The organism is Streptomyces sp. NPDC005151 (assembly GCF_053599875.1).
Genome location: NZ_JBSFYR010000001.1, coordinates 181,912 through 208,566, shown reverse-complemented (window position 1 = coordinate 208,566; position 26,655 = coordinate 181,912). Strand labels below are relative to the sequence as shown.

Annotated in this window: 24 protein-coding genes and 1 pseudogene; 15 read left to right on the top strand and 10 right to left on the bottom strand. The window is 69.7% G+C overall.

Annotated elements, in window-relative coordinates; genetic code table 11:
* Positions 1-2: 2 nt before the first annotated feature.
* Together ACWD6R_RS01040 and ACWD6R_RS01035 are read right to left on the bottom strand one after the other, a co-directional pair.
* Positions 3-2,471, bottom strand: a complete 2,469-nt coding sequence (locus tag ACWD6R_RS01040; protein WP_451816741.1) for an HAD-IC family P-type ATPase — start codon at positions 2,469-2,471, stop codon at positions 3-5.
* A gap of 96 nt (positions 2,472-2,567) precedes the next feature.
* A complete protein-coding gene (locus ACWD6R_RS01035) occupies positions 2,568-2,867 on the bottom strand; it encodes a DUF2530 domain-containing protein (RefSeq protein ID WP_451816740.1) in 300 nt (99 codons plus the stop codon).
* A 187-nt stretch (positions 2,868-3,054) separates the two neighbouring features.
* Here ACWD6R_RS01035 and ACWD6R_RS01030 point away from each other — a divergent pair, with 187 nt between their 5' ends.
* Positions 3,055-4,506 (top strand): NCS2 family permease, encoded by a 1,452-nt coding sequence (locus ACWD6R_RS01030; RefSeq protein WP_451816739.1) that lies wholly within the window; start codon positions 3,055-3,057, stop codon positions 4,504-4,506.
* On the opposite strand, the gene ACWD6R_RS01025 is transcribed toward ACWD6R_RS01030, so the two are convergent.
* On the bottom strand, positions 4,499-4,690 hold the full coding sequence (locus ACWD6R_RS01025) for a ribbon-helix-helix protein, CopG family (RefSeq protein WP_451816738.1): 192 nt from the start codon (positions 4,688-4,690) through the stop codon (positions 4,499-4,501). The two genes, ACWD6R_RS01030 and ACWD6R_RS01025, sit on opposite strands and share 8 nt — an antisense overlap.
* 133 nt (positions 4,691-4,823) lie before the next feature.
* Here ACWD6R_RS01025 and ACWD6R_RS01020 point away from each other — a divergent pair, with 133 nt between their 5' ends.
* Entirely contained in the window at positions 4,824-5,264 is a 441-nt protein-coding gene (locus ACWD6R_RS01020) for a MarR family winged helix-turn-helix transcriptional regulator (RefSeq protein ID WP_451816737.1), read from the top strand.
* Between the two features lie 82 nt (positions 5,265-5,346).
* Entirely contained in the window at positions 5,347-6,681 is a 1,335-nt protein-coding gene (locus tag ACWD6R_RS01015) for an MFS transporter (RefSeq protein WP_451816736.1), read from the top strand.
* Positions 6,682-6,759: 78 nt separating this feature from the next.
* Here the strand turns inward: ACWD6R_RS01015 and ACWD6R_RS01010 are convergent, their stop codons facing one another.
* Positions 6,760-7,350: a Uma2 family endonuclease gene (locus ACWD6R_RS01010; protein ID WP_451816735.1), complete on the bottom strand. Its 591-nt coding sequence runs from the start codon at positions 7,348-7,350 to the stop codon at positions 6,760-6,762.
* Between the two features lie 108 nt (positions 7,351-7,458).
* Here ACWD6R_RS01010 and thpR point away from each other — a divergent pair, with 108 nt between their 5' ends.
* A complete protein-coding gene (gene thpR, locus ACWD6R_RS01005) occupies positions 7,459-8,022 on the top strand; it encodes an RNA 2',3'-cyclic phosphodiesterase (RefSeq protein ID WP_451816827.1) in 564 nt (187 codons plus the stop codon).
* Positions 8,023-8,154: 132 nt separating this feature from the next.
* Here thpR and ACWD6R_RS01000 read toward each other — a convergent pair whose 3' ends face one another.
* The gene (locus ACWD6R_RS01000) at positions 8,155-8,928 is read right to left on the bottom strand and encodes an alpha/beta fold hydrolase (protein WP_451816734.1); all 774 of its coding nucleotides are present in this window, start codon (positions 8,926-8,928) and stop codon (positions 8,155-8,157) included.
* Between the two features lie 87 nt (positions 8,929-9,015).
* Here ACWD6R_RS01000 and ACWD6R_RS00995 point away from each other — a divergent pair, with 87 nt between their 5' ends.
* Positions 9,016-9,555 (top strand): PadR family transcriptional regulator, encoded by a 540-nt coding sequence (locus ACWD6R_RS00995; protein ID WP_451816733.1) that lies wholly within the window; start codon positions 9,016-9,018, stop codon positions 9,553-9,555.
* A gap of 107 nt (positions 9,556-9,662) precedes the next feature.
* Here the strand turns inward: ACWD6R_RS00995 and ACWD6R_RS00990 are convergent, their stop codons facing one another.
* Together ACWD6R_RS00990 and ACWD6R_RS00985 are read right to left on the bottom strand one after the other, a co-directional pair.
* A complete protein-coding gene (locus ACWD6R_RS00990; RefSeq protein ID WP_451816732.1) occupies positions 9,663-11,894 on the bottom strand; it encodes a peptidoglycan recognition protein family protein in 2,232 nt (743 codons plus the stop codon).
* A gap of 374 nt (positions 11,895-12,268) precedes the next feature.
* On the bottom strand, positions 12,269-13,708 hold the full coding sequence (locus ACWD6R_RS00985) for an MFS transporter (RefSeq protein WP_451816731.1): 1,440 nt from the start codon (positions 13,706-13,708) through the stop codon (positions 12,269-12,271).
* A gap of 794 nt (positions 13,709-14,502) precedes the next feature.
* On the opposite strand from ACWD6R_RS00985, the pseudogene ACWD6R_RS00980 reads away from it, so the two are divergent.
* Positions 14,503-16,171, top strand: a pseudogene (locus ACWD6R_RS00980) (IS200/IS605 family accessory protein TnpB-related protein).
* Between the two features lie 8 nt (positions 16,172-16,179).
* Here the strand turns inward: ACWD6R_RS00980 and ACWD6R_RS00975 are convergent.
* The 3 genes from ACWD6R_RS00975 to pip all read right to left on the bottom strand — a co-directional run bounded on the left by ACWD6R_RS00975 (position 16,180) and on the right by pip (position 19,981).
* A complete protein-coding gene (locus ACWD6R_RS00975; protein ID WP_451816730.1) occupies positions 16,180-17,178 on the bottom strand; it encodes an NEW3 domain-containing protein in 999 nt (332 codons plus the stop codon).
* 77 nt (positions 17,179-17,255) lie between these two features.
* A complete protein-coding gene (locus tag ACWD6R_RS00970; protein ID WP_451816729.1) occupies positions 17,256-18,701 on the bottom strand; it encodes a Gfo/Idh/MocA family protein in 1,446 nt (481 codons plus the stop codon).
* Positions 18,702-19,003: 302 nt separating this feature from the next.
* Positions 19,004-19,981 (bottom strand): prolyl aminopeptidase, encoded by a 978-nt coding sequence (gene pip / locus ACWD6R_RS00965; RefSeq protein ID WP_451816728.1) that lies wholly within the window; start codon positions 19,979-19,981, stop codon positions 19,004-19,006.
* 65 nt (positions 19,982-20,046) lie between these two features.
* Between pip and ACWD6R_RS00960 the strand changes: the two genes are divergently transcribed.
* The 9 genes from ACWD6R_RS00960 (at position 20,047) to ACWD6R_RS00920 (ending at position 26,604) form a co-directional block, all read left to right on the top strand.
* On the top strand, positions 20,047-20,559 hold the full coding sequence (locus ACWD6R_RS00960) for a hypothetical protein (protein ID WP_451816727.1): 513 nt from the start codon (positions 20,047-20,049) through the stop codon (positions 20,557-20,559).
* 114 nt (positions 20,560-20,673) lie between these two features.
* Positions 20,674-21,129: a MarR family winged helix-turn-helix transcriptional regulator gene (locus ACWD6R_RS00955; protein WP_451816726.1), complete on the top strand. Its 456-nt coding sequence runs from the start codon at positions 20,674-20,676 to the stop codon at positions 21,127-21,129.
* Positions 21,126-21,974, top strand: a complete 849-nt coding sequence (locus ACWD6R_RS00950) for an ABC transporter ATP-binding protein (RefSeq protein WP_451816725.1) — start codon at positions 21,126-21,128, stop codon at positions 21,972-21,974. The genes ACWD6R_RS00955 and ACWD6R_RS00950 overlap by 4 nt, the downstream gene beginning before the upstream one ends.
* Positions 21,934-22,797 (top strand): ABC transporter permease, encoded by an 864-nt coding sequence (locus ACWD6R_RS00945; RefSeq protein ID WP_451816724.1) that lies wholly within the window; start codon positions 21,934-21,936, stop codon positions 22,795-22,797. Before ACWD6R_RS00950 ends, ACWD6R_RS00945 begins: the two co-directional genes overlap by 41 nt.
* Before the next feature lie 128 nt (positions 22,798-22,925).
* Entirely contained in the window at positions 22,926-23,135 is a 210-nt protein-coding gene (locus ACWD6R_RS00940; RefSeq protein ID WP_451816723.1) for a hypothetical protein, read from the top strand.
* Positions 23,136-23,290: 155 nt separating this feature from the next.
* A complete protein-coding gene (locus tag ACWD6R_RS00935) occupies positions 23,291-23,821 on the top strand; it encodes a toxin-antitoxin system HicB family antitoxin (RefSeq protein ID WP_451816722.1) in 531 nt (176 codons plus the stop codon).
* Between the two features lie 81 nt (positions 23,822-23,902).
* Positions 23,903-24,748, top strand: coding sequence for a DUF4097 family beta strand repeat-containing protein (locus ACWD6R_RS00930; RefSeq protein ID WP_451816721.1), 846 nt, complete (start codon positions 23,903-23,905; stop codon positions 24,746-24,748).
* A 66-nt stretch (positions 24,749-24,814) separates the two neighbouring features.
* Entirely contained in the window at positions 24,815-25,816 is a 1,002-nt protein-coding gene (locus ACWD6R_RS00925) for an ATP-binding cassette domain-containing protein (RefSeq protein WP_451816720.1), read from the top strand.
* A complete protein-coding gene (locus tag ACWD6R_RS00920) occupies positions 25,813-26,604 on the top strand; it encodes an ABC transporter permease (protein ID WP_451816719.1) in 792 nt (263 codons plus the stop codon). Before ACWD6R_RS00925 ends, ACWD6R_RS00920 begins: the two co-directional genes overlap by 4 nt.
* Positions 26,605-26,655 lie beyond the last annotated feature (51 nt).

Here is a 26,655-nt window from a genome sequence, read left to right as displayed (position 1 = left end):
GGCTACACCGGGAAGCGGCGGCTGACCAGTCGCCAGGTGAACTCCAGGGCAGCAGCCGCCACCACCGCTATCCCCACCGCCGTCCACGGCATGACCACGCCCACCAGCTTCAGCGCGAAGAAGTTCTGCAGCCACGGCACCACCAGCACGACCAGGAACGCCGCTCCCATCGACGCGACCAGGACGATCCGCCACCACGTGTACGGGCGGGCGATGATCGCGAGCACCCACATCGAGACCAGGAACAGCGTGAGCGTCGCCACGCTGGTCTCCGCGTCCAGCGCCCCCGTCCCCGTGTAGTACTGCCGGGCGACCATGTACGTCACGAAGGTGGCGATGCCCGCGATGACGCCGGACGGCACCGAGTACCGCATGACTCTGCGGACGAAGTGCGGCTGGGCCCGCTCCTTGTTGGGTGCGAGGGCCAGGAAGAACGCCGGGACGCCGATCGTCAGCGTCGACAGCAGAGTCAGATGCCGGGGCAGGAACGGGTACTCCACCTGGAAGCAGACCACCAGGATCGCCAGCAGCACCGAGTAGACGGTCTTCGTCAGGAACAGGGTCGCGACCCGGGTGATGTTGCCGATCACCCGGCGGCCCTCCGCGACCACCGACGGCAGCGTCGCGAAGCTGTTGTTCAGCAGCACGATCTGGGCCACGGCGCGTGTCGCCTCGGAGCCCGAACCCATCGAGACCCCGATGTCGGCGTCCTTCAGCGCCAGCACGTCGTTGACCCCGTCGCCCGTCATCGCGACCGTGTGGCCGCGGGACTGGAGGGCGGCGACCATCTCACGCTTCTGCTGCGGGGAGACCCGGCCGAAGACCGCGTTCTCCTCCATGGCCGTGGCCATCTCGTCCGGGTCCGTGGGCAGCCGGCGCGCGTCCAGCGTGTGCTCGGCGCCGGGCAGGCCGAGCTTGCCCGCGACCGCGCCGACCGAGACGGCGTTGTCCCCGGAGATGACCTTCGTGGCGACCCGCTGGTCGGCGAAGTAGCGCAGCGTGTCCCTGGCGTCCGGCCGCAGCCGCTGCTCCAGCACGATCAGCGCGGTCGGTACGGCCCCGTGGGCGATCTCCGGCCCCTCCAGCTTGCCCTCGGCGCGCGCCAGCAGCAGCACCCGCAGCCCCTGCTCGTTGAGCTGCTCGATCTCGCCGAGCGCCGGGTCCTGGTCCGGGAGGAGCACATCGGGTGCGCCGAGCAGCCAGGTCGACGACCGCCCGTCGGCCTCGACGAACGCGGCGCCGCTGTACTTGCGTGCCGAGGAGAACGGCAGTGTCTCCGTGCACCGCCATGCCTCGCCGTTCGGGGACGGGTACGCGTCGATGATCGCCTGCAGGCTGGCGTTGGGCCGCGGATCGGATGCGCCGAGGGCCCTCAGCACCTGGCGTATGTACGGGTCGTCCGCGCCGTTCAGCGCCCGCACCTCGGTGACGTCCATCCCGCCCTCGGTGAGCGTGCCGGTCTTGTCCAGGCAGACGACGTCGACCCGCGCGAGGCCCTCGATGGCGGGCAGCTCCTGCACGAGGCACTGCTTGCGGCCGAGCCGTACGACACCGATCGCGAAGGCGACCGAGGTGAGCAGGACCAGGCCCTCGGGGATCATCGGGACGATGCCGCCCACGGTGCGGGCGATCGAGTCCTTGACGTTGGTGTTGTGGACGACGAGCTGGCTGATGATGAGGCCGATCGCGGTCGGCACCATCATCCAGGTGACGTACTTGAGGATCGTGCTGATGCCGCTGCGTAGCTCGGACTGGACGAGCGTGAAGCGGGACGCCTCTTCGGCGAGCTGCGCGGCGTAGGCCTCGCGGCCGACTTTGGTGGCGGAGAACGCGCCGCCGCCCGCGACGACGAAGCTGCCGGACATCACCGGGTCGCCTGCCTGCTTCAGTACGGGGTCGGCCTCGCCGGTGAGCAGGGACTCGTCGATCTCCAGGTTGTCGGCCTCGGCCACCGCGCCGTCGACCACGACCTTGTCGCCGGGCCCGAGCTCGATGAGATCGCCGAGGACGATTTCGGAGGTGGAGATCTCGGCCGCGACTCCGTCGCGCCGGACCGTGGGTTTCGCCTCGCCGATGACTGCGAGGCTGTCCAGGGTCTTCTTGGCGCGCCACTCCTGGACGATGCCGATGCCTGTGTTGGCGATGATCACGAAGCCGAAGAGGCTGTCCTGGATCGGCGCGACGGACAGCATGATCACCCAGAGCACGCCGATGATCAGGTTGAACCGGGTGAAGACGTTGGCGCGGACGATCTCGCGGATGGAGCGGGACGAGCGGACGGGTACGTCGTTGACCTCGCCGCGGGCGATCCGCTCGGCCACCTCGGCCGCGGTCAGCCCGCTCGTGCGGACGGCCGGGGCAGGGAGTTTCATCGGGTGGACCGGGTCGAGCTCGGAACCGGCGTCGATCATGGCCGGCCGGGGCCGGCCGGGTGTGTGCTCCCCGGAGGAGCGAAGTGCCCGCTGCGTCATGGTTCCGACGGTACGGGTGGAACATCCGGTTCACCCGTCGGGGGGTCGAAGATCAGACCGGGGGAGGAGCGGAATGGTCCTCGGGCGGTACGGAAGTCAGGGCCGGCCCCGACTTTCGTCGGTGGCGCCGGACGCGTCAGCCGGTATGGCCCCGGCGGCCGCCCGCTTGATCGCCGCGTCGCGCCCCCGCACGTACCAGATACCGATCAGTCCGAGCCCGGCACCGGCCAGGCACGTCCAGATCCACCACGTGTGCCCGTGGTCGTCGAACCAGCCGTAGAACGGCAACTGGACGAGGAAGAGGACGAACCAGAGGATCGTGCCGCCGGTGATGGTGGCGACGACGGGCCCCTCCAGGGGCTCGGGTGCCTCGTGTGTCGGTGTCCACTTCGCCATGGGCTCAGTCTATGCGGCCCGTATGCAAAGCCCCTCGGCCTAGTCGGCCCATGGGTCTACGCGCGGAGATAGCGATCTTCGCCTTATGTATTCATACTGAATCTGCTTACGGTTGGCTCGATTTATTCGTGTAAAAGTCCAAAGCTGACCATTTTTCTCTCCTTCCTACGTACGACTGAGGTCATACATGTCCCCCTCGGCCACCGCTCCGGTCGCCTCCAAGCAGCCTGCGGCGCAGCCGCACGGCGGCCTGGACCGTTTCTTCAAGATCTCCGAGCGGGGGTCGTCGGTCGCGCGCGAGATCCGTGGCGGATTCGCCACGTTCTTCGCGATGGCGTACATCATCGTGCTGAACCCGATCATCCTCGGCAGCGCGAAGGACATGTACGGGCACCAGTTGAATGGCGGCCAGCTGGTCACCGCCACCGTGCTGACCGCCGCGTTCTCCACCCTCCTGATGGGTGTCATCGGCAACGTGCCGATCGCGCTGGCCGCCGGCCTCGGCGTCAACACCGTCGTCGCCCTCCAGCTCGCCCCCCGGATGAGCTGGCCGGACGCGATGGGCATGGTCGTCCTCGCGGGCATCGTCGTCATGCTGCTGGTCGCGACCGGGCTGCGCGAACGCGTGATGAACGCGGTGCCGACGTCGCTCCGCAAGGGCATCGCCATCGGTATCGGTCTCTTCATCCTGCTGATCGGTCTGGTCGACTCGGGCTTCGTCTCCCGCATCCCGGACGCCGCGCACACCACTGTGCCGCTCCAGCTCGGCGGCGACGGCCACCTCCATGGCTGGCCGGTCCTGGTCTTCATCCTCGGCGCGCTGCTCACCCTCGCGCTGATCGTCCGCAAGGTGCCGGGCGCGATCCTCATCTCCATCGTCTCGATGACCGTCGTCGCGCTGATCATCGACGCGGTCGCCGATCTGCCCGGCGAGGCGTGGGGCCTGACCGTCCCGCAGTGGCCGGGCAATCCGGTCGCCACCCCCGACTTCGGGCTGATCGGCCACGTCAGTCTGTTCGGCGGCTTCGACAAGGTCGGTGTGCTCACCGGCATCCTGTTCGTCTTCACCGTGCTGCTGTCCTGCTTCTTCGACGCGATGGGCACCATCCTCGGCGTCGGCGACGAGGCCAAGCTGATGGACAAGGACGGCAACTTCCCCGGCATCAACAAGGTGCTGTTCGTGGACGGCATCGCGGTCGCCGCGGGCGGTGCGAGCTCCTCCTCCGCAGGAACCTGCTTCGTGGAGTCCACCGCGGGCGTCGGCGAGGGCGCCCGCACCGGCTTCGCGAGCGTGGTGACCGGCCTGCTGTTCACGGTGGCACTGTTCCTGACGCCGCTGGCGACCATGGTCCCGTCGCAGGCGGCCACTCCGGCGCTGCTGGCCGTCGGCTTCCTGATCATCGCGGGTTCGGTGCGGGACATCGACTGGAGCGACTACACGCTCGCCATCCCGGCCTTCCTGGCCATGGTGATGATGCCGTTCACCTACTCGATCACCAACGGCATCGGCATCGGCTTCATCGCCTTCTCCGTGCTGCGGGTGGCAGCCGGGCGCTGGCGCGAGGTGCCGGTAGCCATGTACGTCGTGTCGGCGGTCTTCGTCTTCTACTACGCGATGCCGGCTCTCGGCCTCACGTGATCTCTTCCGCCCCGTAGAACTTCTGCGTCTCGTCGACGGCCGTCTTGAAGCGTTCGTCGAAGTCGTCCCGAATGAGCGTCCGGACCACATAGTCCTGGACGCTCATTCCGCGTTTGGCGGCGTGCTGCCGGAGCCGGTCGAGCAGCTCACCGTCCAGCCGCAGGCTGAGCACTGTCGATCCCATGGCAAGCAGGGTTAGGCCTCCGAGGTCGCTTGGCGTCACTTTCCGCATCCAACTCACTCGTTCGGGTGAGTGATCGGGCGTGCGTGTACCACCGAATGGTCTTTAGGGTGGGTAATGAGTTACGCTAATGAACATGCCTGACCTGATCCACGACGGCGACAGTGCGGCCGCCGTGAGCTCCCTTCGTTCCGCCGTGATGCTGCTGGGCCGACGCCTCAAGCACCAGCGCGTCGACGAGTCGCTGAGCCCCACCGAGATGTCGGTGCTCGGCACGCTCGCCCGCTGCGGTTCCGCCACCCCCGGTGAGCTGGCCCGCAAGGAGCATGTGCAGCCTCCGTCGATGACCCGCATCGTCGCGCTGCTGGAAGCCAAGGGGCTGGTCAGACTGGAACCGCACCCCGATGACCGTCGCCAGAAGGTGGTCAGCCAGACCGAGCAGGCCGAAGCCATGCTCGAGGAGAGCCGCTCCAAGCGGAATGCCTGGCTGGCCACCCTCGCCGAGGGCCTGGACGAGGAAGAGTGGGAGACGCTGCGCAAGGCCGCGCCCGTACTGGAAAAGCTCGCCCACCTGTAGCGGCGGTACCGGACCACGGTCCGGTACCGCCGTCACTGCCTCGTCAGTCAGTGAAATGTCCACGCCGAGGAGGCGAACCCTTTTGAGTACGGGATCCGGAGCAGACTCCGCCCCCGCACCGACGTCCACCCACGAGAGCAAGCCCGGCGGGACCTTCTCGTCGCTGAAGATCCGCAACTACCGCCTGTTCGCCACGGGCGCCGTGATCTCCAACACCGGTACCTGGATGTCCCGCATCACGCAGGACTGGCTCGTCCTGAGCCTCACCGGGTCCGCCGCCGCCGTCGGCATCACCACGGCCCTCCAGTTTCTTCCCATGCTGCTCTTCGGCCTGTACGGCGGCGTCATCGCCGACCGGCTCCCGAAGCGCAAGCTCCTCCTCGTCAGCCAGGCCGCGCTCGGCCTCTGCGGCATCGCCCTCGCCGTCCTCACGCTCTCCGGAGTCGTCCAGGTCTGGCACGTCTACCTGATCGCCTTCCTCCTCGGCATGGTCACGGTCGTCGACAACCCGGCCCGCCAGTCGTTCGTCTCTGAGATGGTCGGCCCGGCCCAGCTGCGCAACGCGGTCAGCCTGAACTCGGCCAACTTCCAGTCCGCCCGGCTCATCGGCCCCGCCGTCGCGGGTGTCCTGATCACCACGGTCGGCAGCGGCTGGGCGTTCATGTTCAACGGTCTGTCGTTCCTCGCCCCGCTCGTCGGTCTGCTGATGATGCGTACGAGCGAACTGCACCAGGCGGTCGTCGTGCCGCGCGCCAAGGGGCAGCTGCGCGAGGGGCTGCGCTATGTCTCCGGCCGCCCCGAGCTGATCTGGCCGATCGTCCTCGTCGGCTTCGTCGGCACGTTCGGCTTCAACTTCCCGATCTGGCTCACCGCCTTCGCGGACGAGATCTTCCACGGCGGCGCCGGGATGTACTCGTTCTTCAACATCCTCATGGCCGCCGGCTCCCTGGCCGGCGCCCTGCTCGCCGCCCGCCGCCGTTCCTCGCGGCTGCGGATGCTGGTGGTGGCGGGCACCGCGTTCGGTCTCCTGGAGATCATCGCGTCCCTGTCGCCGTCCGTCTGGCTCTTCGCGATCCTGCTGGTCCCGATCGGCATGATCGGCCTGACGACCAACATCAACGCGAACACGAGCGTCCAGATGGCGGCCGACCCGGCCATGCGCGGCCGGGTGATGAGCCTCTACATGATGGTCTTCGCCGGGGGTACGCCGGTGGGCGCCCCGATCGTGGGCTGGATCAGCGACGCGTACGGCGTCCGGACCGCCATGGCGGTCGGCGGCGCGTTCTCGCTGCTGGCCGCGCTCGGCGTCGGCATCATGCTGGCCCGCGTCGGCGGCCTGCGCCTCAAGGTCGACCTGCGGCCGGGCCACCCGCATGTGCGGTTCGTCCCGCGCGAGCAGCTGGCGACGGCGGCCTGAGGACCGCCCGTACGCGACGTGGTTCGGCCCCGACCGGTGGGTACCGGCCGGGGCCGTTGCGCATGGCCGGGGGCGCTGTCAGTCGCGCGGGAACTCGTCGGTCCTGAGGGTGATACCGACGGGGGTGTCGGTGAGGTCGATGTCTGTGCCGAAAAGCACGGTCAGCTTTGATCCGTACACGCCGTTCGTGGCATTCCGGAAGACGTGGCACTCGCCGCTGTACGGGTCGGCGATCAAGTACACCGGAACGCCCGCCGCCGCATACGCGTCCTTCTTCGGTCCGTAGTCGTTCGTCGCGGTGCCCTTCGAGATCACCTCGGCCACGAACTCCACACCCGAGAACAGCCAGTTTCCTTTGCCGTCCTTCGCGGCGTCCTCCCTCAGCGCCAGCACATCTGCCGCGAACCCGTTCAGGTGTCCAGGAAAGTCGACCCGCACATCGGACTTCACGCGCCTGCGCGGATACGTGGCCCGCAGTTGCTCGAAAATGTCGGCAATGATGTCCCAGTGGGTGTTCCGCTGAGGCGACATGAAGATGTTTCCCCCGACGATCTCGGTCTTGATTCCCTCGGGGACGGGCATCTTCTCGAGCCACTCGAACATGGAGTCCAGAGTCCGCTCGTCGCGCTCTTCGGCCATCTCGATCCTGTCGGTGTCTACGACGGTCATCGTGGCGCTCCTCCCCGCTGCCGCACGGCACGGGCAGCCACGTAGTACAACGATACGCACGGTGACCGGGACACGCCGGTACGGTGCGACACTCGGTTCATGAGCCGCATGAGACTCTTCGTCGCTGTTCTGCCGCCCGCCTCCGCCATCGCGGAGCTCCGCCGTGCCGTCGCCCCGCTGCACACCCTTCCGGGCGCCGGTGGCCTGCGCTGGACCGGAACCGACGCGTGGCACTTCACGCTCGCCTTCCTCGGTGTGGTCGACGACGCGCTGCTGCCCGATCTGCACGAGCGGCTGGCGCGCGCCGCCGGTCGTACCGAGCGGTTCCCGCTGCGCATCCACCGCGGCGGCCGGTTCGACGGCCATGTGCTGTGGGTCGGGGCCGCGGGCGGCCTCGACACGCTGAGGCTCCTCGCCGAGCGCGCCGACGCCGCCGCCCGCCGCGCCGGCGTGCCGATGGACGAGCACCGCCGTTACACCCCGCACCTCACCCTCGCCCGCAGCCGCGCCGAGGCGGACCTGCACCCCTATCTGGAGGCCCTGGACACCTTCGAGGGCGCACCGTGGGAGGTCGGCGAGATCGCTCTCGTGCGCAGCAATCTGCCGGTCTCCGGGGTGCCGGGGGAGCAGCCGCGTTACGAGGTGGTCGCATCCTGGTCGCTGGGACACTGAGCGGTGCGGTTACGCTCGACGGGTGGACCCGAAGACCAGAAACCGCATCATGGCGGTCGTGCTCGTGCTGATGTTCGCCGTCGTCGCCGTGGCAGCCGCGGTCGGCGGCTGAGCGGCCGGCACCGGCTCCCGTCAGGCGAGCCCCAGCCCCCGGGCGGTCTCCCTCGCAAACGCCTCGGGGTTGTCCAGCATGATGTTGTGCCCGCACTCCGGGACCGGCACGACCCGCACCCCGGCCGCGACGAGACCGTTCTCGTCGGGCAGCGGCCCGTTGCTCTCCGGCCGCAGAAAGGTGCGCGGAATCTTCAGCTCCAGCAGCAGCTCGCGCATCGTGGGCGTCGTCCCGCGCGCGAGGTGCACGGCGCTGCGGTGCAGCGCCTCCGGGCCCGCGAGCCGCATCGTCGACCACCAGTGGGGTCCCACCCGGTCGCGCACTTCGTGCCGTCCGTGATCGAGGAACTCCTCCTCCGTGTACGCGGCGATGCCGCTGGTGCCGGGCCGCGGCGGAGCGGGCGCGACCGGGTCGAGGTTCGCGTCGACCAGGACCAGCCGCGCCACCAGATCGGGATGGCGCGCCGCGAGCACGATGGCCACCGCGCCGCCCATGCTGTGCGCGATGACGTCCGTGGCGTACGCGTCGGCTGACCGGAGCGCGACGGCAATCGCGTCGGCGTGCGCTTCGAGGGTGTAGTCGACATCCGTGGGCCGGTCGCTGATGCCGAAGCCGAGCATGTCCATGAGCAGCGAACGGCTGCCGGCGAGGAGCGGATGGACGGCGCTCGCGGTGAAGTACGGACCGGACGAGGCGCCCAGCCCATGCAGATAGAGGCGGGTCGGTGCCGTGCTGCCGGGGATCTCCACCCACCGGATGTGCGCGCCGCCCGATGTCACCTGTGCGTTCTTCATGCTCTCCCGTTCCCCTCCGGCCATGTAAAATCTCGGCGAGACTATATATCGGCGCCGATGTATAGAGCAATGAGGGAGGATGCTCGGGTGTTGGAACTGGCCATCCTGGGATTTCTGTACGAGCAGTCATTGCACGGCTACGAGCTGAAGCGACGCGTCGCCCACCTCACCGGCCACGTCCGCCCGATCGCGGACGGCACCCTGTACCCGGCGATCAAGCGCCTGGAGCGCGCCGGATGGCTCGGCCGCCGGACCGAGCCCGGCAGCAGGGCCGCCCCCCGCCACACGCTGACCCTGACGGACGACGGGCGCGAGGAGCTGCGCCGCCGACTGCGCGAGGCCGACGCGGTGGACATCAGCGACGAGAACCGCTGGTTCACCGTGCTCGCCTTCCTCCGCCATCTCCCGGCGCCCGCCGAGCAGGCGGACGTGCTGCGGCGCAGGCTGGCGTTCCTGCAGGAGCCGAGCAGTTTCTTCTACGACTACAACTCCGAGGGCGAGCGCCCGCTCGGAGCGGAGGCGTTCGGCGACCCGTTCCGCCGAGGTGTTCTCACGATCGCCCGCGCGACGAGCGAGGCGGAACTGAGCTGGCTGGCAACGACGCTGAAGGACCTCGAAACCCGCTGAGACCGCCCGCCGGCCACTTGCCTGAACGCCTGAGCCCGGCTCTGCGACACAGGTGCGCGGAGCCGGGCTCAGGTCATGCGGGTACGTCCGTCAGCGGACCGCAGCGGCTACTTGAGGTAGACGAGGCCGTCCGTCGTGATCGCCGGACGGCCCGAGGTGGCGACGACGACGATCTTGACGGTGTGCTTGGCGCTGGTGGACCAGCTCTTCGTCCACAGGGCGTCGCGGTACTTGGTGGTGGACGACTTCAGGTCGACCGTGGCCACCTTCGTACCGTCGACATACACGTACGCCTGGCCGGACGTGGAGGCGCGCGAGACCACCCAGGCGGCCGAACGGCCGGTGAACGTCCAGCTCAGGCTCGCGCCCTTGGCGGAGCTGGAGTACGACTTGCCGCCCAGGTACGAGGAGGAGGACTTGGCCGTCCAGGTGCCGGTCTTCGTGGCCGAGGTCTCCTGGAGGATGACCGGGGTGCCGGAGACGGAGGCGGCCGCGGTGTTGCCCGCGGTGTCGTACGCGCTCATGGACCATGTGGTCGCCACGCCGGACTTCGCGGTGTGCGAGGCGCTCGTGGTGGTCGGGCCGTAGGTCTTGGCGACCGGGGCGGTCAGCCGGACCTCCTTGAGCGACGCGGCGTCGGTCGCCTTCCACTTCAGGGTGAGCGGGACGGCGGTGGTGTTCACCGTGCCGGTGCGCAGCGCGAGGTTCGGCTTGGTGGTGAAGCTCGGCGCCGTCTGGTCGGCGACCACGGTCGCCGCCGCGGACAGGGCCGTCTTCCCCGACTGGTGGGTGGCGCGGACCTGGACCGTGTGCGTGCCGACGGCGAGGGTGGCCTTCGCCGAAGTGGCGGTGCCCGCGGTGGTGGCGACGCTCTTGCCGTCGACCAGCAGCTCGTATTTGGAGATGAAGGCGCTCGGTGTGCTCGCCGACCAGCCGACCGTGATCGCGGACTTGGTGTAGTACGACGTCCCGGACAGCGTGGCGCCGGTCACCGACTTGACGGCGAGTCCGGTGACGGGGCCCGCGGCGAGGCTGCGGATCGCGGGCAGCTGCCCGTACAGCTTGGTACCGGGGCACTCGGTGTTGAAGCCGTCGCGGTGGCCGGAGATCTGCTGGAAGGAGTACTGCGTACCGGCGGTGAAGGTCTTCTTGAAGCCGTTGGACCCGTTGGCGCCCGCGGTGAGCATGGTGCTGCCCGCAGGGTCGCCCTTGTACTGGCCGAGCTTCCACGCGGCGATCCGGGCCACCGAGGTGGTCACCGCGCTCGGGGCGGCCGCGTCCGTGTACGTGCCGAGGACCGCGACGCCGGCCGTCTGCCGGTTGAAGCCGTAGGTGTGTGCGCCGAAGACCGGCCGGTCCACCCCGCCCTTACGGCCTTCGAAGATCGTCCCGCACTTGTCGACCAGGAAGTTGTAGCCGATGTCCTTCCAGCCGTTGCTCTTGACGTGGTATGCGTACACGCTGCGCACGACGGCCGCGGAGTCGGCGCACGAGTAGGTGTTGGTCCCGGCGGTGTGGTGGACGAAGACCGCCTTGACGGTGTCTGTGTACTCCGGCGCCTCCGGGCTGATCGACTCGTCGGAGCCCCAGCCCGCACGCGAGGTGATGGGCGGCTTGGGCACGGTCGACGGCGGCGCGGGCGGCAGCGACGCGGACGGCGAGGTGCTCGCGGTCGGCGAGGAGCTGTTGCTCGCGGTGGGCGAGGGGCTGTCCGTCGCCGTCTTGGAAGGTGTCGCGGACGGCGTCTCGGATGCCGGGGCGGTGTCGGACTCCGTGGCCGTGGGGGTCGGTTCCGAGGTGGCCGTCGGATCGGCCGAGGGGGAGTCGGACGACGACGGGTCGTCGGCGGGGACGTCGGTCTCGGCGACGAAGGCGGCCGGGGCCGCGTGCAGAGACGAGCCCTTGCCGGGGTCGACGGTGTCCAGCCGCAGCCCGGCGGGCAGCTTCGCGGAGACCTTGCCGTCCGCGGTGACGCGTGCCTCGACGCCGTTGGACGGGCCGACCCACCGCGGTTCGGTGGACCCGCGGACGCCGGAACGGCCCGCCTCCGTACGGCCGTCGATGTCGGTCTCCAGCGGCATCCAGGACGTCCAGGTGCCGTTCGCGGCCGACCTGGTCCGTACCTCGACCGCTCCTGTCACCTTTGCCGCCGGGTCGGTCCAGGTGACTCCCAGCATGCTGAACGGTGCGGTGTCCCGCCGGCCGAGCGACGCGGAACTGCCGTCCGCGGCCACCTTCAGCGCCGTCTTCCGTACGTCGGTCCTGACCGGACCGGCCTTGCTGTCACTGTCATTTGAGGGGTCGCCGGTCACGTTCTGGAACACCACGAAACCTGCCACGGCTGCCGTCGTAACGGCAGCCGTGGTCCATATTTTTCGGTGCGATCTCACGTCGTATCCCTCGGGGTGTCACGGGGGGGTGGAAAGAAGCCGTTTGAATCACGGCGTTGGCACAGCTTTCCATGACCGTCCGACGGCCCGTCCCGCACCCCCGGCGACTAGGGCATTTCTTTGGATTCGAGCCGGATCGGGGAGCCCGGCATGATTCAAACGAGAGGCCCTGGTGACGCTCCGGCTGCATGATCCGCAGGGCCCGCCGCCAGGGCCGACCCGGAATGTTGTTCCAGGCGGACCTGCGCGTGTGCCAGTGATCGGCCGCGAACCCTGCAGGATTCGCGGCCGATCGCGTGTTCGGTGAGGGCGTCGGCCGGTGGTCAGGCGACGGGGGACGTTTCCGGCTCGGGCTGCGCGGTAGTCGGCTGCTTGGCGCGCAGTGTTGTGAGGGCCAGGGCGGCTCCGGCGGCGGCGATGGCGGAGGCACCGAGGAAGGCTGCGGAGAATCCGTCGGTCAGGGCGGATGCGTTGCCGAGCTGGTCGGCGCCCTGGGCGGCGGCGATGGCGGTCATCGCGGCCAGACCGAGGGCGGAGCCGATCTGATAGCTGGTGTTGACGATGCCGGAAGCCAGGCCGCCCTCTTCCGGGCGGGCGCTGGAGATGGCCGTGCCGAGGGAGGGGATGAAGGCGAGCGACATGCCGACAGCGGCGAGCAGTGAGGCGGGCAGCACGTCGACCGCGTAGGAGCCGTCGGGGCGGACGAAGGACAGCCACAGCATGCCGGCGGCGAGCGCCACCATGCCGGAGACGATCATCGTGCGTGGCCCGAAGCGGTTCATGAACCGGGGCGCGAACACAATCATCATCAGCATCACCGCGCCGGTCATCGGCAGCAGGGCAGCTCCGGAGGCGAAGGCACCCAAGTCGAGTACCTGCTGGAGGTAGAGGTTCAGGAAGAACCACATCGGGATCCACGCCCCGGCCAGCAGCAGCTGCGCGAGGTTGGCGCCGGCGAGGTTGGGCGTGCGCAGGATGCTCAGCCGCATCAAGGGCGCACGGCTCTTGGCCTGACGAGCGACGAACAGCCCGGTCAGGGCGATTCCTGCGGTCATCACCAGCCAGGTCTCGCCCGCTGCCCAGCCGGCCTCGGGGGCACGGACCACCGCGTAGACGATGGCGCCGAGGCCGGTGGTGACGGTGAGCGCGCCGAGAATGTCGATCGAGCCGCGGGTGGGTGGGGCGGAGGGCATCAGGCCCGGAGTCGCCACCAGGGCGAGCACGGCAACGGGGATGTTGAGGTAGAAGACCCACGGCCAGTTCGTGTACTGGGTGATGACGCCGCCCAGGAAGACGCCTGCCGTGCCGCCGGCCGGCGCGGCCGCGCCGTAGAGGGCGAACGCCTTGGTCAGCTCCTTCGGGCTGGATCCGAACAGCATCATCAGCAAGGTCAGCGCGGAGGGTGCGATCAGCGCCGAGCCGGCGCCCTGCACGGCGCGCCCGGCCAGCTCGATCCACACCTCGTTCGCGAGCCCTGCCATCAGCGATCCGACGGCCAACACCGCCCAGCCGGCGCTGAATACCCGCTTGGCGCCCAGGAGATCCGACAGGCGGCCACCCAGCAGCAGCAGTCCGCCGAACGCGACGACGTAGGCGTTGAACACCCAGGACAGATTGCCCTGGGTGAACCCCAGATCAGTCTGCATCTCGGGCAGGGCCACTCCGATGATGGATGTATCCATGATCACCATGAACTGCGCCATGGCGATCAGTGCCAGTCCCCACCACCTGCGCGGGGACGGCTGCGGCGATACTGCGGACATCTCACTCACCTCATATACTCCTGGGGGGTATCTCTGAACGCGAGAAAACATACCCCCTAGGGGTATGGAATGCAATGGATCGGAGCGCATCACCGCGAAGGCGGGGCGCGCCCGCGAGAAGGAGGCAGCCCACGTCGGCTGCCACGCGCCGCACGGCTGAATCGCCTGCTGCGGACTGTGGTTGACGTGGCCGCGTACAGCCCCGGTTCTCCGCCACCTTCAGACCTCGGTGGCCGCCGCGCAGACTGCGCCACGCCTTTGGCTGCTCACAGCTCCTCACAGGGAGGACCGAGCGACCCCTGCCATCGATCGAGTCAGTCGCTGTCCAGCCCTGGGCAGGCGGGGGTCTGTGCCAGTGGTCGGCGGCGGCAGGTGCAGGGTTGCTACGTGAACCGGCGTGCGGGCAGCGGTGGGGGCGGCGTCCAGGCGGCAGCGGGGCAGTCGGCGCAGAGCTGTGCCGGCCGCGGGCGCGGTGGTCGCCGGCGTCATGACGATGGGTGCCCTGGCGCCGCCCGCGGCGTTTGCCGCCGCCAGGCCGGACACCGCCGTGCCCCTTATCGGCACGGGGATGTTTCATCAACCGCGCCGGCCGACGGAGGATGTGTCCTCCGCCGGCCGGCGCACGTGGTGTCCAAGGGGTGGTGAGCTGCTGTCGGTTTGCTGAGCGGGAGTGAGTCCTGCCGGTGGGGCGGGGGGCGGGAACGGGGGTTCTGGGGTCGAATGGGTGACCTTTGGTAGCTGTTGCTCGTTGGGCTGGGTGACGGGTGTCCGGTCTTGCGGGAGGGGGTGATGTGGTGGGTGGTTTGCGGGAGTTGGCGGCACCCTTCGTGGTGCCGGGGCCTTGCGGGGTGGCGATCCGGGACCGTCTCAAGAACCTCACTCCCCGGGACGAGGAAGTCCTCCGCTGGGTCGGTGAGCACCAGGGCCGTCTGGCTTCGCGTGACCTCAAGGCTCGCTGTGCGGACGGTCTGGAGCACAGCGCGGGCACCTGGGCATCGCGTAAGCGGGGCCTGACGCCGCTGTCGTCGTCGCGGATCGCGGGTGCGATCACCAAGGCCAACGCATGATCAGTGGGCGCTGGCCCGGCGTTGCCAGGCGGCGCATATCCAGAAGCTGGCAGCCGGGATCAAGATGCTGCGGCACCGGCTGTCCCTCCCGGTCGGGAAACGTGGAACGAAGCGGGCTGCGGGCGGCTACCGGTCGAAGAACGAGTGGTTTTGCAAGTCCCGCCGGCTCGCGATGCTGGAAGACCGGCACGCCGCTGCTGTCGCCGAGTGGCAGGCCGGACGGGTGCGGGTGGTACGGGGCGGCAGACGTCTGCTCAACACCCGGCACAACCTCACCCAGGCCCGGCTCACCGAGGAGCAGTGGCGGCAACGGTGGGAGGCGGAGCGCTGGTTCATCGCCGCTGACGGCGAGTCGGGAAAGGGGTTCGGGAACGAGACGATCCGCGTCACCCCGGACGGCGAGGTCAGCATCAAGCTGCCTGCTCCGCTCGCGCACCTGGCCAACGCCGGGCACGGCCGGTACATCCTCGCCTCCCGGATCGCGTTTGCGCACCGGGGTGCGGAGTGGGCCGACCGCATCACCGCGAACCGGGCCGTGGCCTACCGCATCCACCTCGATGTGGAGCGCGGCCGCTGGTACCTCACCGCCTCCTGGCAACGCCCCATCGTGAAGACCATCCCGCTGGAGGCCGCCCGCGCCCGGGGCATGATCGGTGTCGATACCAATGCCGATCACTTCGCCGCCTACCGGCTCGACCGGCACGGCAACCCCGTCGGCGGGCCTCGGCGGTTCTTCTACGACCTGTCCGGGACCGCCAGCCACCGCGACGCACAGATCCGCCACGCCCTGACCCGCCTGATCAACTGGGCCAAGTCTGTCGGTGTCGCAGCGATCGGCATCGAAGACCTCGACTTCACCACCGAGAAGACCCGGGAGAAGCACGGCCGCCGCAAGCGGTTCCGGCAGCTCATCTCCGGCATGCCGACCGGGAAACTCAAGGCCCGGCTGGTGTCGATGGCCGCCGAACACGGCCTGAGCATTGTCGCGGTGGATCCGGCCTACACCTCCCAGTGGGGTGGCCAGCACTGGCAGAAACCGCTGACCACCCCGCACCGAAAGATGTCCCGTCACGATGCCGCGGGCATCGCGATCGGACGACGCGCCCTCGGACACCCGGTCCGGGATGGGGTATCCCCTGCTCGAACGGAGTTGAGAGCTTGGGGAAGGACGACACCGCCCCCACACGACCGGAGAGATCGTGCGGGGCATCGGACCGTCCAGGCCGAATCAGGTGACCGGGGGCGTGAGGGAACCCGCCCACCCATAACGGACCGGCCCCCTGGAGGGCCGGCGCCGAACGGGATGCGAAAGCGGGAACCCAGCGCATCCAACACCGTTCGGGATGCGCCCAGTACGCAGCAGTGGGTCCAGGACTCACTTATGCACACTGGTTAGGAACGGTGTTACGGAGCCAACGCGATGTCGAAGAGGTGGATGCCGGCATTGGCCGGGAGCACCACGAGTTCGACCTGCTTGGCCGGGTCCAGGGTGATGGAGTGCGCGAAGACCCGGTAGGCGATGCCGGCGTTGCCGTACCCATCGGGACGGTTGCGGCCGTCCGTCGACTTCACGAGCGTCGCGCCGTGTGCCGTTGCCTCCTGGAACGACCAGTTGGGGAAGCCGATCGACCCGGTGGTGCTCGACCCGTCGGCGTAGATCACCGTCGCCGTCCCGGCGGCCCCGAAGCCGACGCCGGAGCCGAGGAAGACCAGCTTGCTGCCCTTGCCGGCGACCTTCACGCCCTGTCCGGTGCTCGACACGCTGTTCTTCGTGCCGGGGGCCGCGGCAGGCCAGGTCAGCTGGGCGCCGAGGGCGCTGACGGAAGCTCCGGGCGTCAGCCCGACCGCGGCGAGCTTCTGCGCGGAGAAGCTGTTGCCCTCGCCGTCGTATTCACCGGCCTTGGTGTCGTTCTCGTCGGTGATGGCGACCTTGTTGTACGCGTCGGAGAGGCGGGCCAGCACGGGGCCGGAGCGCTCGACCCGCGTGCCCGTGGCGGTGCCCTGGCCATCGCCTCCCTTGTAGGTGGCGGTGGCCGTGAACGTGCGCATGGTGAAGCCCTCGCGCTGTTCGGGTATCTGGATCCGGAACTCCGCAGTGGCCGCGGCACCCGACTGGTACGAACCGTCGACGCTGCGCACCGCGGGCTGCACGGCCCAGCCGGCGGGGCCGTTGAAGGTGACATTGAGCCGGCTCAGGCGCTCGGGTCCCGCGTTGGTGACGGTGACCTTCACCTCCGAGATGGCAGGGCCGTTCAGGTCGATGGGGGCGATCGTCACCTGGGTGCGCGCCTCGGACGCGGCCGCGTCCTGCGACGCGGCGACCGCGGGGGCGGAGGTGAACGCCACCGCCGCAACTGCCAGGGCCGCCACGGCTCTCCGGGCTGCGGTCACATGTACGGACATGAATGCTCGCTCCTTCTCTTACGGTTCGGGCAGTGCTCGGCCAGGGTTCAGGGGACAGGGTTGGACGTGGGCCGGAGTCACACGGGCGGCATCTCGATCATGCGCGAGTCGAGGCCGAGACGCAGATTCACCCACGAGCCCCGGGTGAAGTCCGGGATCCCTATCGGCTTGCCCTCCTTCTCCAGGGACATGACGCTCAGCGGCACCGGCGCGCACCAGGCCGCCGAGTCGTACACGTCGATGTCGGGCACGAGGCCGGCGCGCATCAGCTGCACGGTGCGCCACTGCATCACGTAGTCCATGCCGCCGTGGCCGCCGTTGTTCTCGGCGTCGTCGCCGATCTTCTTCCAGAGCCAGTGGTCGAACTCCTTGCGGTACGACTCGAAGTCGCGCCAGGAGTCGTCGCCGTGGTCGGGCTCGAAGTAGACCCGGGCGCCGGTGGAGGAGGTTCCGACGTAGTCCTCGAAGAGGCCGCGGCTGCCGGCGAGGCTGTTGATGCGGCTGTACGGGCGGGGGGAGCTCACGTCGTGCTCGGCGCGGATCGTCCGGCCGTTGGCGGTCTCGATCATGCAGGTGACGAGGTCGCCGTTGATGTAGGTCTCGTTCCACGACGGGTGGCCCTTGGGGACGAAGCGCTCGCGGTAGTCGGCCAGGCCCTTCGGGGCGGTCGCGGTGGCGCGCAGCGTGGTCATCCGGTCGCCGCGGTTGATGTCCATCGCCGCGGCGATCGGGCCGAGACCGTGCATCGGGTAGAAGGACGCGATGCTGCGGGTGTGCCACAGGCGGCGCCAGGAGTCCGTGTAGTACGTGTCGGAGAACAGCAGGGCGCGCAGGTCGTGAAGGTAGCCGCCGTGACCGTTCGTGACGTCACCGAACACACCTTCGTGCGCCATCTTGAGCATGGCCAGCTCGTTGCGGCCGTACGAGCAGTTCTCGGCAAGCATCAGGTGCCGTCGGGTCCGCTCGCAGGTGTCGACCAGGTCCCACAGCTCGTCGAGCTTGGTGGCGATGGGAAGTTCGACGATGACGTGCTTGCCGGCCAGCAGCGCGGCCTTGCCCTGCTGGTAGTGGAACTCCCAGGGCGTGGCGATGTAGACGAGGTCGATGTCGTCCCGCTTGAGCATCTCGGCGTACGAGTCGGCGGAGCCGCCGAACTCGGCGGGGCGCGGCTTGCCCGCCTTGACCAGGTCGTCCGCGACGCGCTTGGCGCGGTCCGGGCGGATGTCGCAGATGGCGGTGACCTGACAGCCGGGCACGGCGGACCAGCCCTTGGTCATGTCGTGGCCGCGGTTGCCGAGGCCGATGACGGCGACCCGAACGGTCCGGTGCACCTCGTACGGCACGTTGATCATGGAGGTCTGGCCGGCGAGGCGGCGCGGCTCGGAGGCCGTGACCGCTCCGGAAGCGCCCGGCGCGGCGAGCGCGGGGGCGGCCCCGGCGGCTCCGAAACCGACGGCGATCGCGCCCGTGGCCACCGCCCCTCCGAGAACCGAACGCCGCGAGACTGCGGGGACTTCAGACATGACGGGACTCCAGATTCGGCTTGGTCGGGATCACTGGCGGGACGACTGTGACGTGCATGACATCTGCATGTCAATAGATGATTGCAAAATGCTTCTTGCGCTCATAAACGAACATCGCGGCCCGTACTCCGCTGCATCTGCGTGCACAGCGGGGCGGGCCGCGGCTCGGATCCGGCCGCCTCCCAGGCGAGAAAGCCCGCGCCGAGGCAGCCCGCCCGGTCGCCGAGTCGCGCCCGGACCACTCCGGGCCTGGCGGGACGCCGGCGTCTTCACCTCGCCGGCCTGATCCGAAAGATAAGGACCTAGCGCGACGCGAACCGGTCCAGCGCCTCCAGCACCGCCCGGCTGGTCGCCGCACCGCCCAGATGTCCCGCCCCGTCGATCACGGTCAACTCCGCGTCCGGCCATGCCCGGGCCAGCTCCCAGGCGGTGATCAGCGGCCCGCCCAGGTCGAGCCGGCCGTGCACCAGCACCCCCGGGATCCCGGCCAGCCGCCCGGCGTTCCGGATCAACTGCCCCTCCTCCAGCCAGGCTCCGTTGGAGAAGTAGTGCGAGCAGATCCGCACCAGGGCCTGCTGCGCCCTGCCCGGCCTGCCGCTGTACGGGGGCGGTCCCGCGTACGTCTCGTGGGAGATCACCGCGTCCTCCCACGCACACCAGTCCGCCGTCGCCCTCGCCCGTACCTCCGCGTCCGGGCTCTCCATCCGCCGGGCGTACGCGGCGAGGACGTCCGGGGTCGGCTTGCCCTCGGCCTCCGGCACCCCGGCCCGGAACAGGTCCCACGCCTCCGGGAAGATCTGCCCTGCGCCCCGGTACAGCCAGTCGATCTCGCTGCGCCGGGTCGTGGTGACGGCCGGGATCACGATCTCGGAGACCCGGTCCGGATGCTCCTCGGCGTACGCCAGGATCAGCGTCGAACCCCAGGACCCGCCGTACAGCAGCCACGTGTCGATCCCCAGACGGACGCGCAGCCGCTCCATGTCGGCGATCAGACGCCCGGTCGTGTTGTACCGCATGTCGGCGGCGGGGTCGCTCGCGTGCGGGGTCGACCGGCCGCAGCCCCGCTGGTCGAAGAGGACGACCCGGTACCGGTCCGGGTCGAAATACTGCCGCGCCCACGCACCGCACCCCGACCCGGGGCCCCCGTGGACGACGAGCGCGGGCTTGCCGTCCGGATTGCCGCAGACCTCCCAGTACACGAGGTGGCCGTCGCCGACGTCGAGCATCCCGTGGTCGTACGGCTCGATCGGCGGGTACTTCTCGTCGGGCTCACGGTCCATGGTGGCGTTCCTCCGGTCCGGGGCAAAGGGTTCAGACTACGGCAGCCAGGCGTAGCCTGGCTGCCGTGAATTCCACCGCCCGGATCCTGGCCGTACTCGACGAACTGCTCACCGAAGCGGGCCCGGAGGAGCGCGGCGCCCTCTGGCAACTGGCCGAACAAGGACGTGAGTTGGACGCCAATCTGGTGCGTCTGCCGCCCGGCGCCGAGGTCGGCGAGCATCAGGAGGACATCCTCGACGTCCTCCTCGTCGTCCTCGCGGGCGGCGGTCGTGTCCTCGCAGGCACGGGCGCAGGCACGGAGACGCTGGAGCTGACCCCCACCACGGCCGTCTGGCTGCCCCGCACCTCCCGCCGCGCCCTCGCGGCGGGCCCGGACGGGCTGGCGTACCTGACCGTCCACCGCCGCCGCCCGGGTCTGACCATCAAGCCGTCGATCCACGCATCGGTGGCACACGAAGGCGGCGAGGGGCCCTGCATGCTGGACCGGGTCTGCCCCGAGTGCGGCCGACTCTCGCCGGACCCGGCGCCGGTGTTCTGCAGCCGGTGCGGGGAGCGGTTCCCGGAGGTCCTGTCGTAGCAGGGGGCGCGGCCGCGCGGCCGCGCCCCGGCCCGTCGACGCACCGCTCGACGGTGGCCCCCTTCGCAGGGCCCCTGCCACGTAATACGTCGCAAACAGAGGTAAAATGGGCAGGTGGTGGCGAGTGATCTCCCCGAAGAACTCGCCGGACTTCTGCCCCGCATTCAGCGGCTCGCCCGGCGGCGGCTGTGGAGCGGTCTGCCCACGCCCCGGCTGCGTGGAGCGCACGCGGAACTGCTGCGGCTGGTTGCCGCCCAGCCCGGAATCCGGGTCTCGGCGGCCGCGCGCGAACTCTGCCTCGCGCCCAACTCCGTCTCCACGCTGGTCAACCACCTGGTCGCGGAAGGCCTGTTGCGGCGGGAGCCGGACCCCGGCGACGGGCGGGCCGCGCTCCTCCATCCGACCCCGGCGGGCGTCGGCCGGCTGCGCGACTGGCGGGCCCGGCGCGACGCGCTCTTCCGCGAACACGTGGCGAAACTCGACTCCGCCGACCGGGCCGCGCTGACCGCCGCGCTCCCGTCACTGCGCAGACTCGCCGAGTCACTGCGCGAAGGAGAGGAGACCCCATGACTCCCGCCCTCCGCTGCACCGGTCTGACCTACTCCTTCGGTACCTCGAAAGCCGTCGACGGCCTGGACCTGCTCGTCCGCCCCGGCGAGGTCTTCGGACTCCTCGGGCCCAACGGCGCGGGCAAGACCACCACCCTGCGCGCGATCACCACGCTGCTGCCCGTACCCCCCGGCGTCATCGATGTGTTCGGCCACGACGCGGCCCGGCAGAAGATGGCCGTACGGCGCCTGCTCGGTTACGTACCGCAGCAGCTGTCGGCCGACGCCAGTCTCACCGGCCGGGAGAACGTCGCCCTCTTCGCCCGCGTCTTCGACGTGCCCCGCCGGCAGCGCGCGGCCCGTGTCGGGCAGGCGCTGGACGCGGTCGGGCTGGGTCCCGAGGCGCACCGGCTCGCCGCCACGTACTCCGGTGGCATGGTGCGCCGCCTCGAACTCGCTCAGGCGCTGGTCAGCGCACCCCGCCTGATGATCCTGGACGAGCCGACCATCGGTCTGGACCCGATCGCCCGCGACAGTGTCTGGGACCGCATCAACGAAATCCGTGCCGGCACCGGGATGACGGTGCTGGTCACCACCCACTCCATGGACGAGGCAGACCAGCGCTGCGACCGGCTCGCCCTGATGCATCTGGGCAGACTGCGCGCGCTCGGCACGCCCGCCGAGCTCAAGAGCGAACTGGTCGCGCACCGCGAGGAGCCCGGCGATAGGGCTCTGCCGCCACCGACCCTGGAGGACGTCTTCCGGTACCACTCCGGAAGCGGCCTGGACGACCCCGGTTCTTCCGGAGAGAAGGGAGTCTTCAACGATGTCCGCCGTACCCGTCGCACCGCATCCCGCCGCGGCTGAACCCGGCTCGCCCGACCGCCGCTTCGCCCTCCTCCTGGAACCGCCGCCCGCCCGCACGGGCTGGCACGTCGTCCCCGCGCGGGTCGCGGCGATGTGCGCCGTCGAACTGCAGAAGCTGCGCCACGACCGCGCCGAGATCTACACCCGCGCCGTCCAGCCCGCGCTCTGGCTGCTGATCTTCGGCCAGACGTTCTCCCGTATCCACGCCATCCCCACCGGCGGTGTTCCGTATCTCGACTTCCTGGCGCCCGGGATCATCGCTCAGTCCGCCATGTTCATCGCGATCTTCTACGGCATCATGATCATCTGGGAGCGGGACTCGGGCGTCCTCACCAAACTCATGGTCACGCCGACGCCGCGGACCGCCCTGGTGACCGGCAAGGCCTTCGCCGCCGGGGTGAAAGCCGTGATCCAGGCGGCGGTCGTCATCGTGATCGCCGCGGCGCTCGGCGTCGGCATGACCTGGAATCCGCTGCGGCTGCTGGGCGTGGTCGTCGTGGTCGTCCTCGCTTCCGTGTTCTTCTCCTGCCTGTCGATGTCGATCGCCGGGATCGTCCTCACCCGTGACCGGCTGATGGGCATCGGCCAGGCCATCACCATGCCGCTGTTCTTCGCCTCCAATGCGCTCTACCCGGTCGCGCTGATGCCCGGCTGGCTCCAGGCGATCAGCAGGGTGAACCCGCTGAGTTACCAGGTCGACGCCCTGCGCGGACTGCTCATCGGCACGCCGGCCCACCTCGGCCTCGACTTCGCGGTACTCGCCCTCGCCGCGTGCGCCGGCATCGTTGCCGCCGGTTCGCTCCTCGGCCGGCTCGCCCGCTGACCGCGTACGACGGTTCTCGACGGTACGGGCCCGATCCGGGTCCAGGGGCGTCGGCGGCGGTGCGGCCAGGGGGTGATTGCGGGGATGCCCTCGACCCCGCCTCCGCGCGGCGTCGAGGTGCGCGGTCGATGCCCGGGCCATGTCCCATCACCGGACCGAACCTGCGATCTCCCCTGGACGACGCCCGGCTCGACCTGACGGATCTGTTCGCGTTCACCGTGCCCGGCGACCGCACCGTCCTGATCACGAACGTCAACCCGGTCGCACCATCAGGAGCCGCGGCCTGGACACCCCGCACCGGCAACCAGCTGGCTAGTGGCATCACGTGGTGCCACTAGTGATGCCAGAGAGGCCGAGACGCCACGTGGCACCGCATTGGCGCAACTAGATGTCGGCATGTTTCCGCAGGTCAGGGCCGTCAGGTTACCCACGGCCCGCAACCGCCTCCCTCGCGGGCTTGTGCATGGCGCCATGGTGGTGCCATTATGACGTCATGGACCTCACGCCGTATGTCGACAACCTCCGCCGCGAACTCGCGGTGGCCGCCGAAGCCGGCGGCGAAGAAGCCCGCGAGCTGGCCGAGCGGCTCACTGCTCCCCTGGAGTCGGCGACCCGCCTGACGATGCTCAATGTGCTCTCCGCCGCGATGGACGAGATCACCCGTGAACTCGCCCCGGGCTCGGTCGACGTACGACTGCGCGGGCTCGACCCCGACTTCGTGGTGACGCGGCCGGCGGGCGACGAGGCGTACGAGGACAAGAGCGGGCCCGCCGAGCCGCTCAAGGCACCGGCCCCGGCACCCGCCGACGGCGACGACAGCGGCACCGCCCGCGTCAACCTGCGACTGCCCGCCCACCTCAAGGCGCGCGCCGAGGAGGCCGCGAGCCGCGAGGGCCTGTCGGTCAACGCGTGGCTGGTACGAGCCGTGTCGGCCGCGGTCGACGGCGGCACCCAGTCACGTACGACGGAGAAGACCCGCACCACCCGCACCGTCGGACAGAGCTTCACGGGCTGGGTGCGCTAGCCGCGCCCCGCCCGCCCCGCTTCACCCACACCACGTCCCACCAGCAGGGACGCCGCGAAGACCCAAGAGGACGGGATAGCCATGCCTTCTTTCGACACTCCCCAGCCGATCTCGGTCACCGCCAACGTGGCCGCCGGTTCCATCCAGTTCTCCGCGAGCGACCGCCTCGACACAGTCGTCGAGGTGCGGCCCCGCGACCCGAAGAAGGACAAGGACGTGCGGGTCGCCGAGCAGACCGAGGTCACGTACGCGAGCGGCGTGCTGACCATCAGGACACCCAAGGGGCGCTACCTCGTCGGGCCCACCGGCAGCGTCGACGTGACGGTCGAACTGCCCACCGGCTCGCGCGTCGACACGACCGGTTCCTGGACCCAGGTGCTCGGCGAGGGCCGGCTCGGCGAGGTCCGCGTGAAGACGTCGTCGGGTGACGTCCGCCTGGATGCGACGGGCCCGCTGCAGCTGACCGCGTCGCACGGCTCGATCACCGTGGATCAGGTCGAGGGCCTGGCCGAGATCACCACCAGCTCCGGCAGCCTGCGCGTCGGTGTCGTGGACGGCCCGGCCGTCCTGAAGAACTCGCACGGCTCCACGACCGTCGGCGCCGCGATCGGCGAACTGCGGGTGAGCGGCGCCAACGGCGACATCGACATCCAGCGCGCCGAGAGCTCGGTCACCGCGACCACCGCGCACGGCACCCTGCGCGTGGGCGACGTGGCCCGCGGCACCGTTCAGTTGGAGACCTCCTACGGCGCCATCGATGTCGGCATCCGCGAGGGCACGGCCGCCTGGCTCGACGCCAGCGCGAGCAATGGGCAGGTGCGCAACACGCTGCAGGCCTCCGACAGCCCGGACAAGTCCGAGGAGACCGTCGAGGTCAGGGCGCGTACCCGCTACGGCAACATCGACATCCGCCGCGCCCGGGCCTGACCTGCCCGATCGCCTTGCAACCAAGGCCACTTCACCGCTCACCACTCCTTCGAATGGGAGGGCCCCATGCCTTCTTCTGTCATGCCCACGCCTAGGCAGGACGACGGTCACCCGTCGCCGGCTGCCGTCTCCGCCGTCGGTCTGCGCAAGTCGTACGGCGACAAGACCGTCCTCGACGGCATCGACCTCGCCGTCCCGGCCGGGTCCGTGTTCGCGCTGCTCGGGCCGAACGGCGCCGGCAAGACCACCACCGTGCAGATCCTGTCCACACTCATCTCCGCCGACGGCGGGCAGGCCCAGGTCGCGGGCCACGACGTCGCCACGTCACCGGACGGGGTGCGTGCCGCGATCGGCGTCACCGGGCAGTTCTCCGCCGTCGACGGGCTGATCACCGGCGAGGAGAACATGCTCCTCATGGCGGACCTGCACCACCTGTCCAAGCGCGAGGGGCGGCGGGTCGCCGCCGAGCTGCTGGAGCGGTTCGACCTCGTCGACGCCGCCAAGAAGCCCGCCCAGAGCTACTCCGGCGGCATGAAGCGCCGCCTGGACATCGCCATGACCCTGGTCGGCAACCCCCGGATCATCTTCCTCGACGAGCCGACCACCGGCCTCGACCCGCGCGCCCGCCACAACATGTGGCAGATCATCCGCGAGCTCGTCTCCGACGGCGTCACCATCTTCCTCACCACCCAGCACCTGGACGAGGCCGACGAGCTCGCCGACCGTATCGCGCTGCTGAACGACGGCAAGATCGCCGCCGAGGGGAGCGCCGACGAGCTGAAGCGGCTCATCCCCGGCGGGCACGTCCGGCTCCGCTTCTCCGACCCGGCGGCGTACCAGTCGGCCGCCTCCGCCCTGCGCGAGGCCACCCGGGACGACGAGGCACTGTCATTGCAGATCCCAAGCGACGGCAGTCAGCGCGAGCTGCGCTCCATCCTCGACTGGCTGGACTCGGCCGGCATCGAGGCCGAGGAACTGACCGTGCACACCCCCGACCTCGACGACGTCTTCTTCGCCCTGACCGGCGGCGCCGGCGTCCCCAACCAGCCCAAGGAGGATGTCCGATGAGCTCCCTCTCCCTCGCCGTGCGCGACTCGTCCACGATGTTGCGGCGGAATCTGTTGCACGCGCGGCGCTACCCGTCCCTGACGCTGAATTTGCTGCTCACGCCGGTCATGCTGCTGCTGCTCTTCGTCTACATCTTCGGGGACGTGATGAGTGCGGGCATCGGCGGCGGCGGTGCCGACCGCTCCGAGTACATCGCGTATCTCGTCCCGGGCCTCCTGCTGATGACCATCGGCAGCACCACGATCGGCACCGCGGTCTCCGTCTCCAACGACATGACCGAGGGCATCATCGCCCGCTTCCGCACCATGGCGATCCACCGCGGCTCCGTGATCATCGGACACGTCATCGGCAGCGTCCTGCAGTCAATCATCAGCGTGGTCATCGTCGGCGCCGTCGCCGTGGCCATCGGCTTCCGCTCCACCGATGCCACCATCCTCGAGTGGCTCGCGGCGTTCGGACTGCTCGTGCTCTTCGCCACGGCGCTCACCTGGATCGCGGTCGGCATGGGCCTGATCAGCCCGAACCCCGAGGCCGCCAGCAACAACGCATTGCCGCTGATCTTCCTGCCGCTCATCTCCAGCACCTTCGTCCCGGTCGACGCGATGCCGGGCTGGTTCCAGCCGATCGCCGAATACCAGCCGTTCACCCCGGCCATCGAGACCCTGCGCGGGCTGCTGCTGGGCAGCGAGATCGGCCACAACGGGTGGCTGGCCGTGGTCTGGTGCCTGGGGCTGGCCGTGCTCGGCTATGTCTGGTCCAAGTCGGTGTTCAACCGCGACCCGAAGTAGGGGGCAGCAGTTTGCGGGCCGCGGCCGGCAGCTCGTCCCACTCCAGGGCGG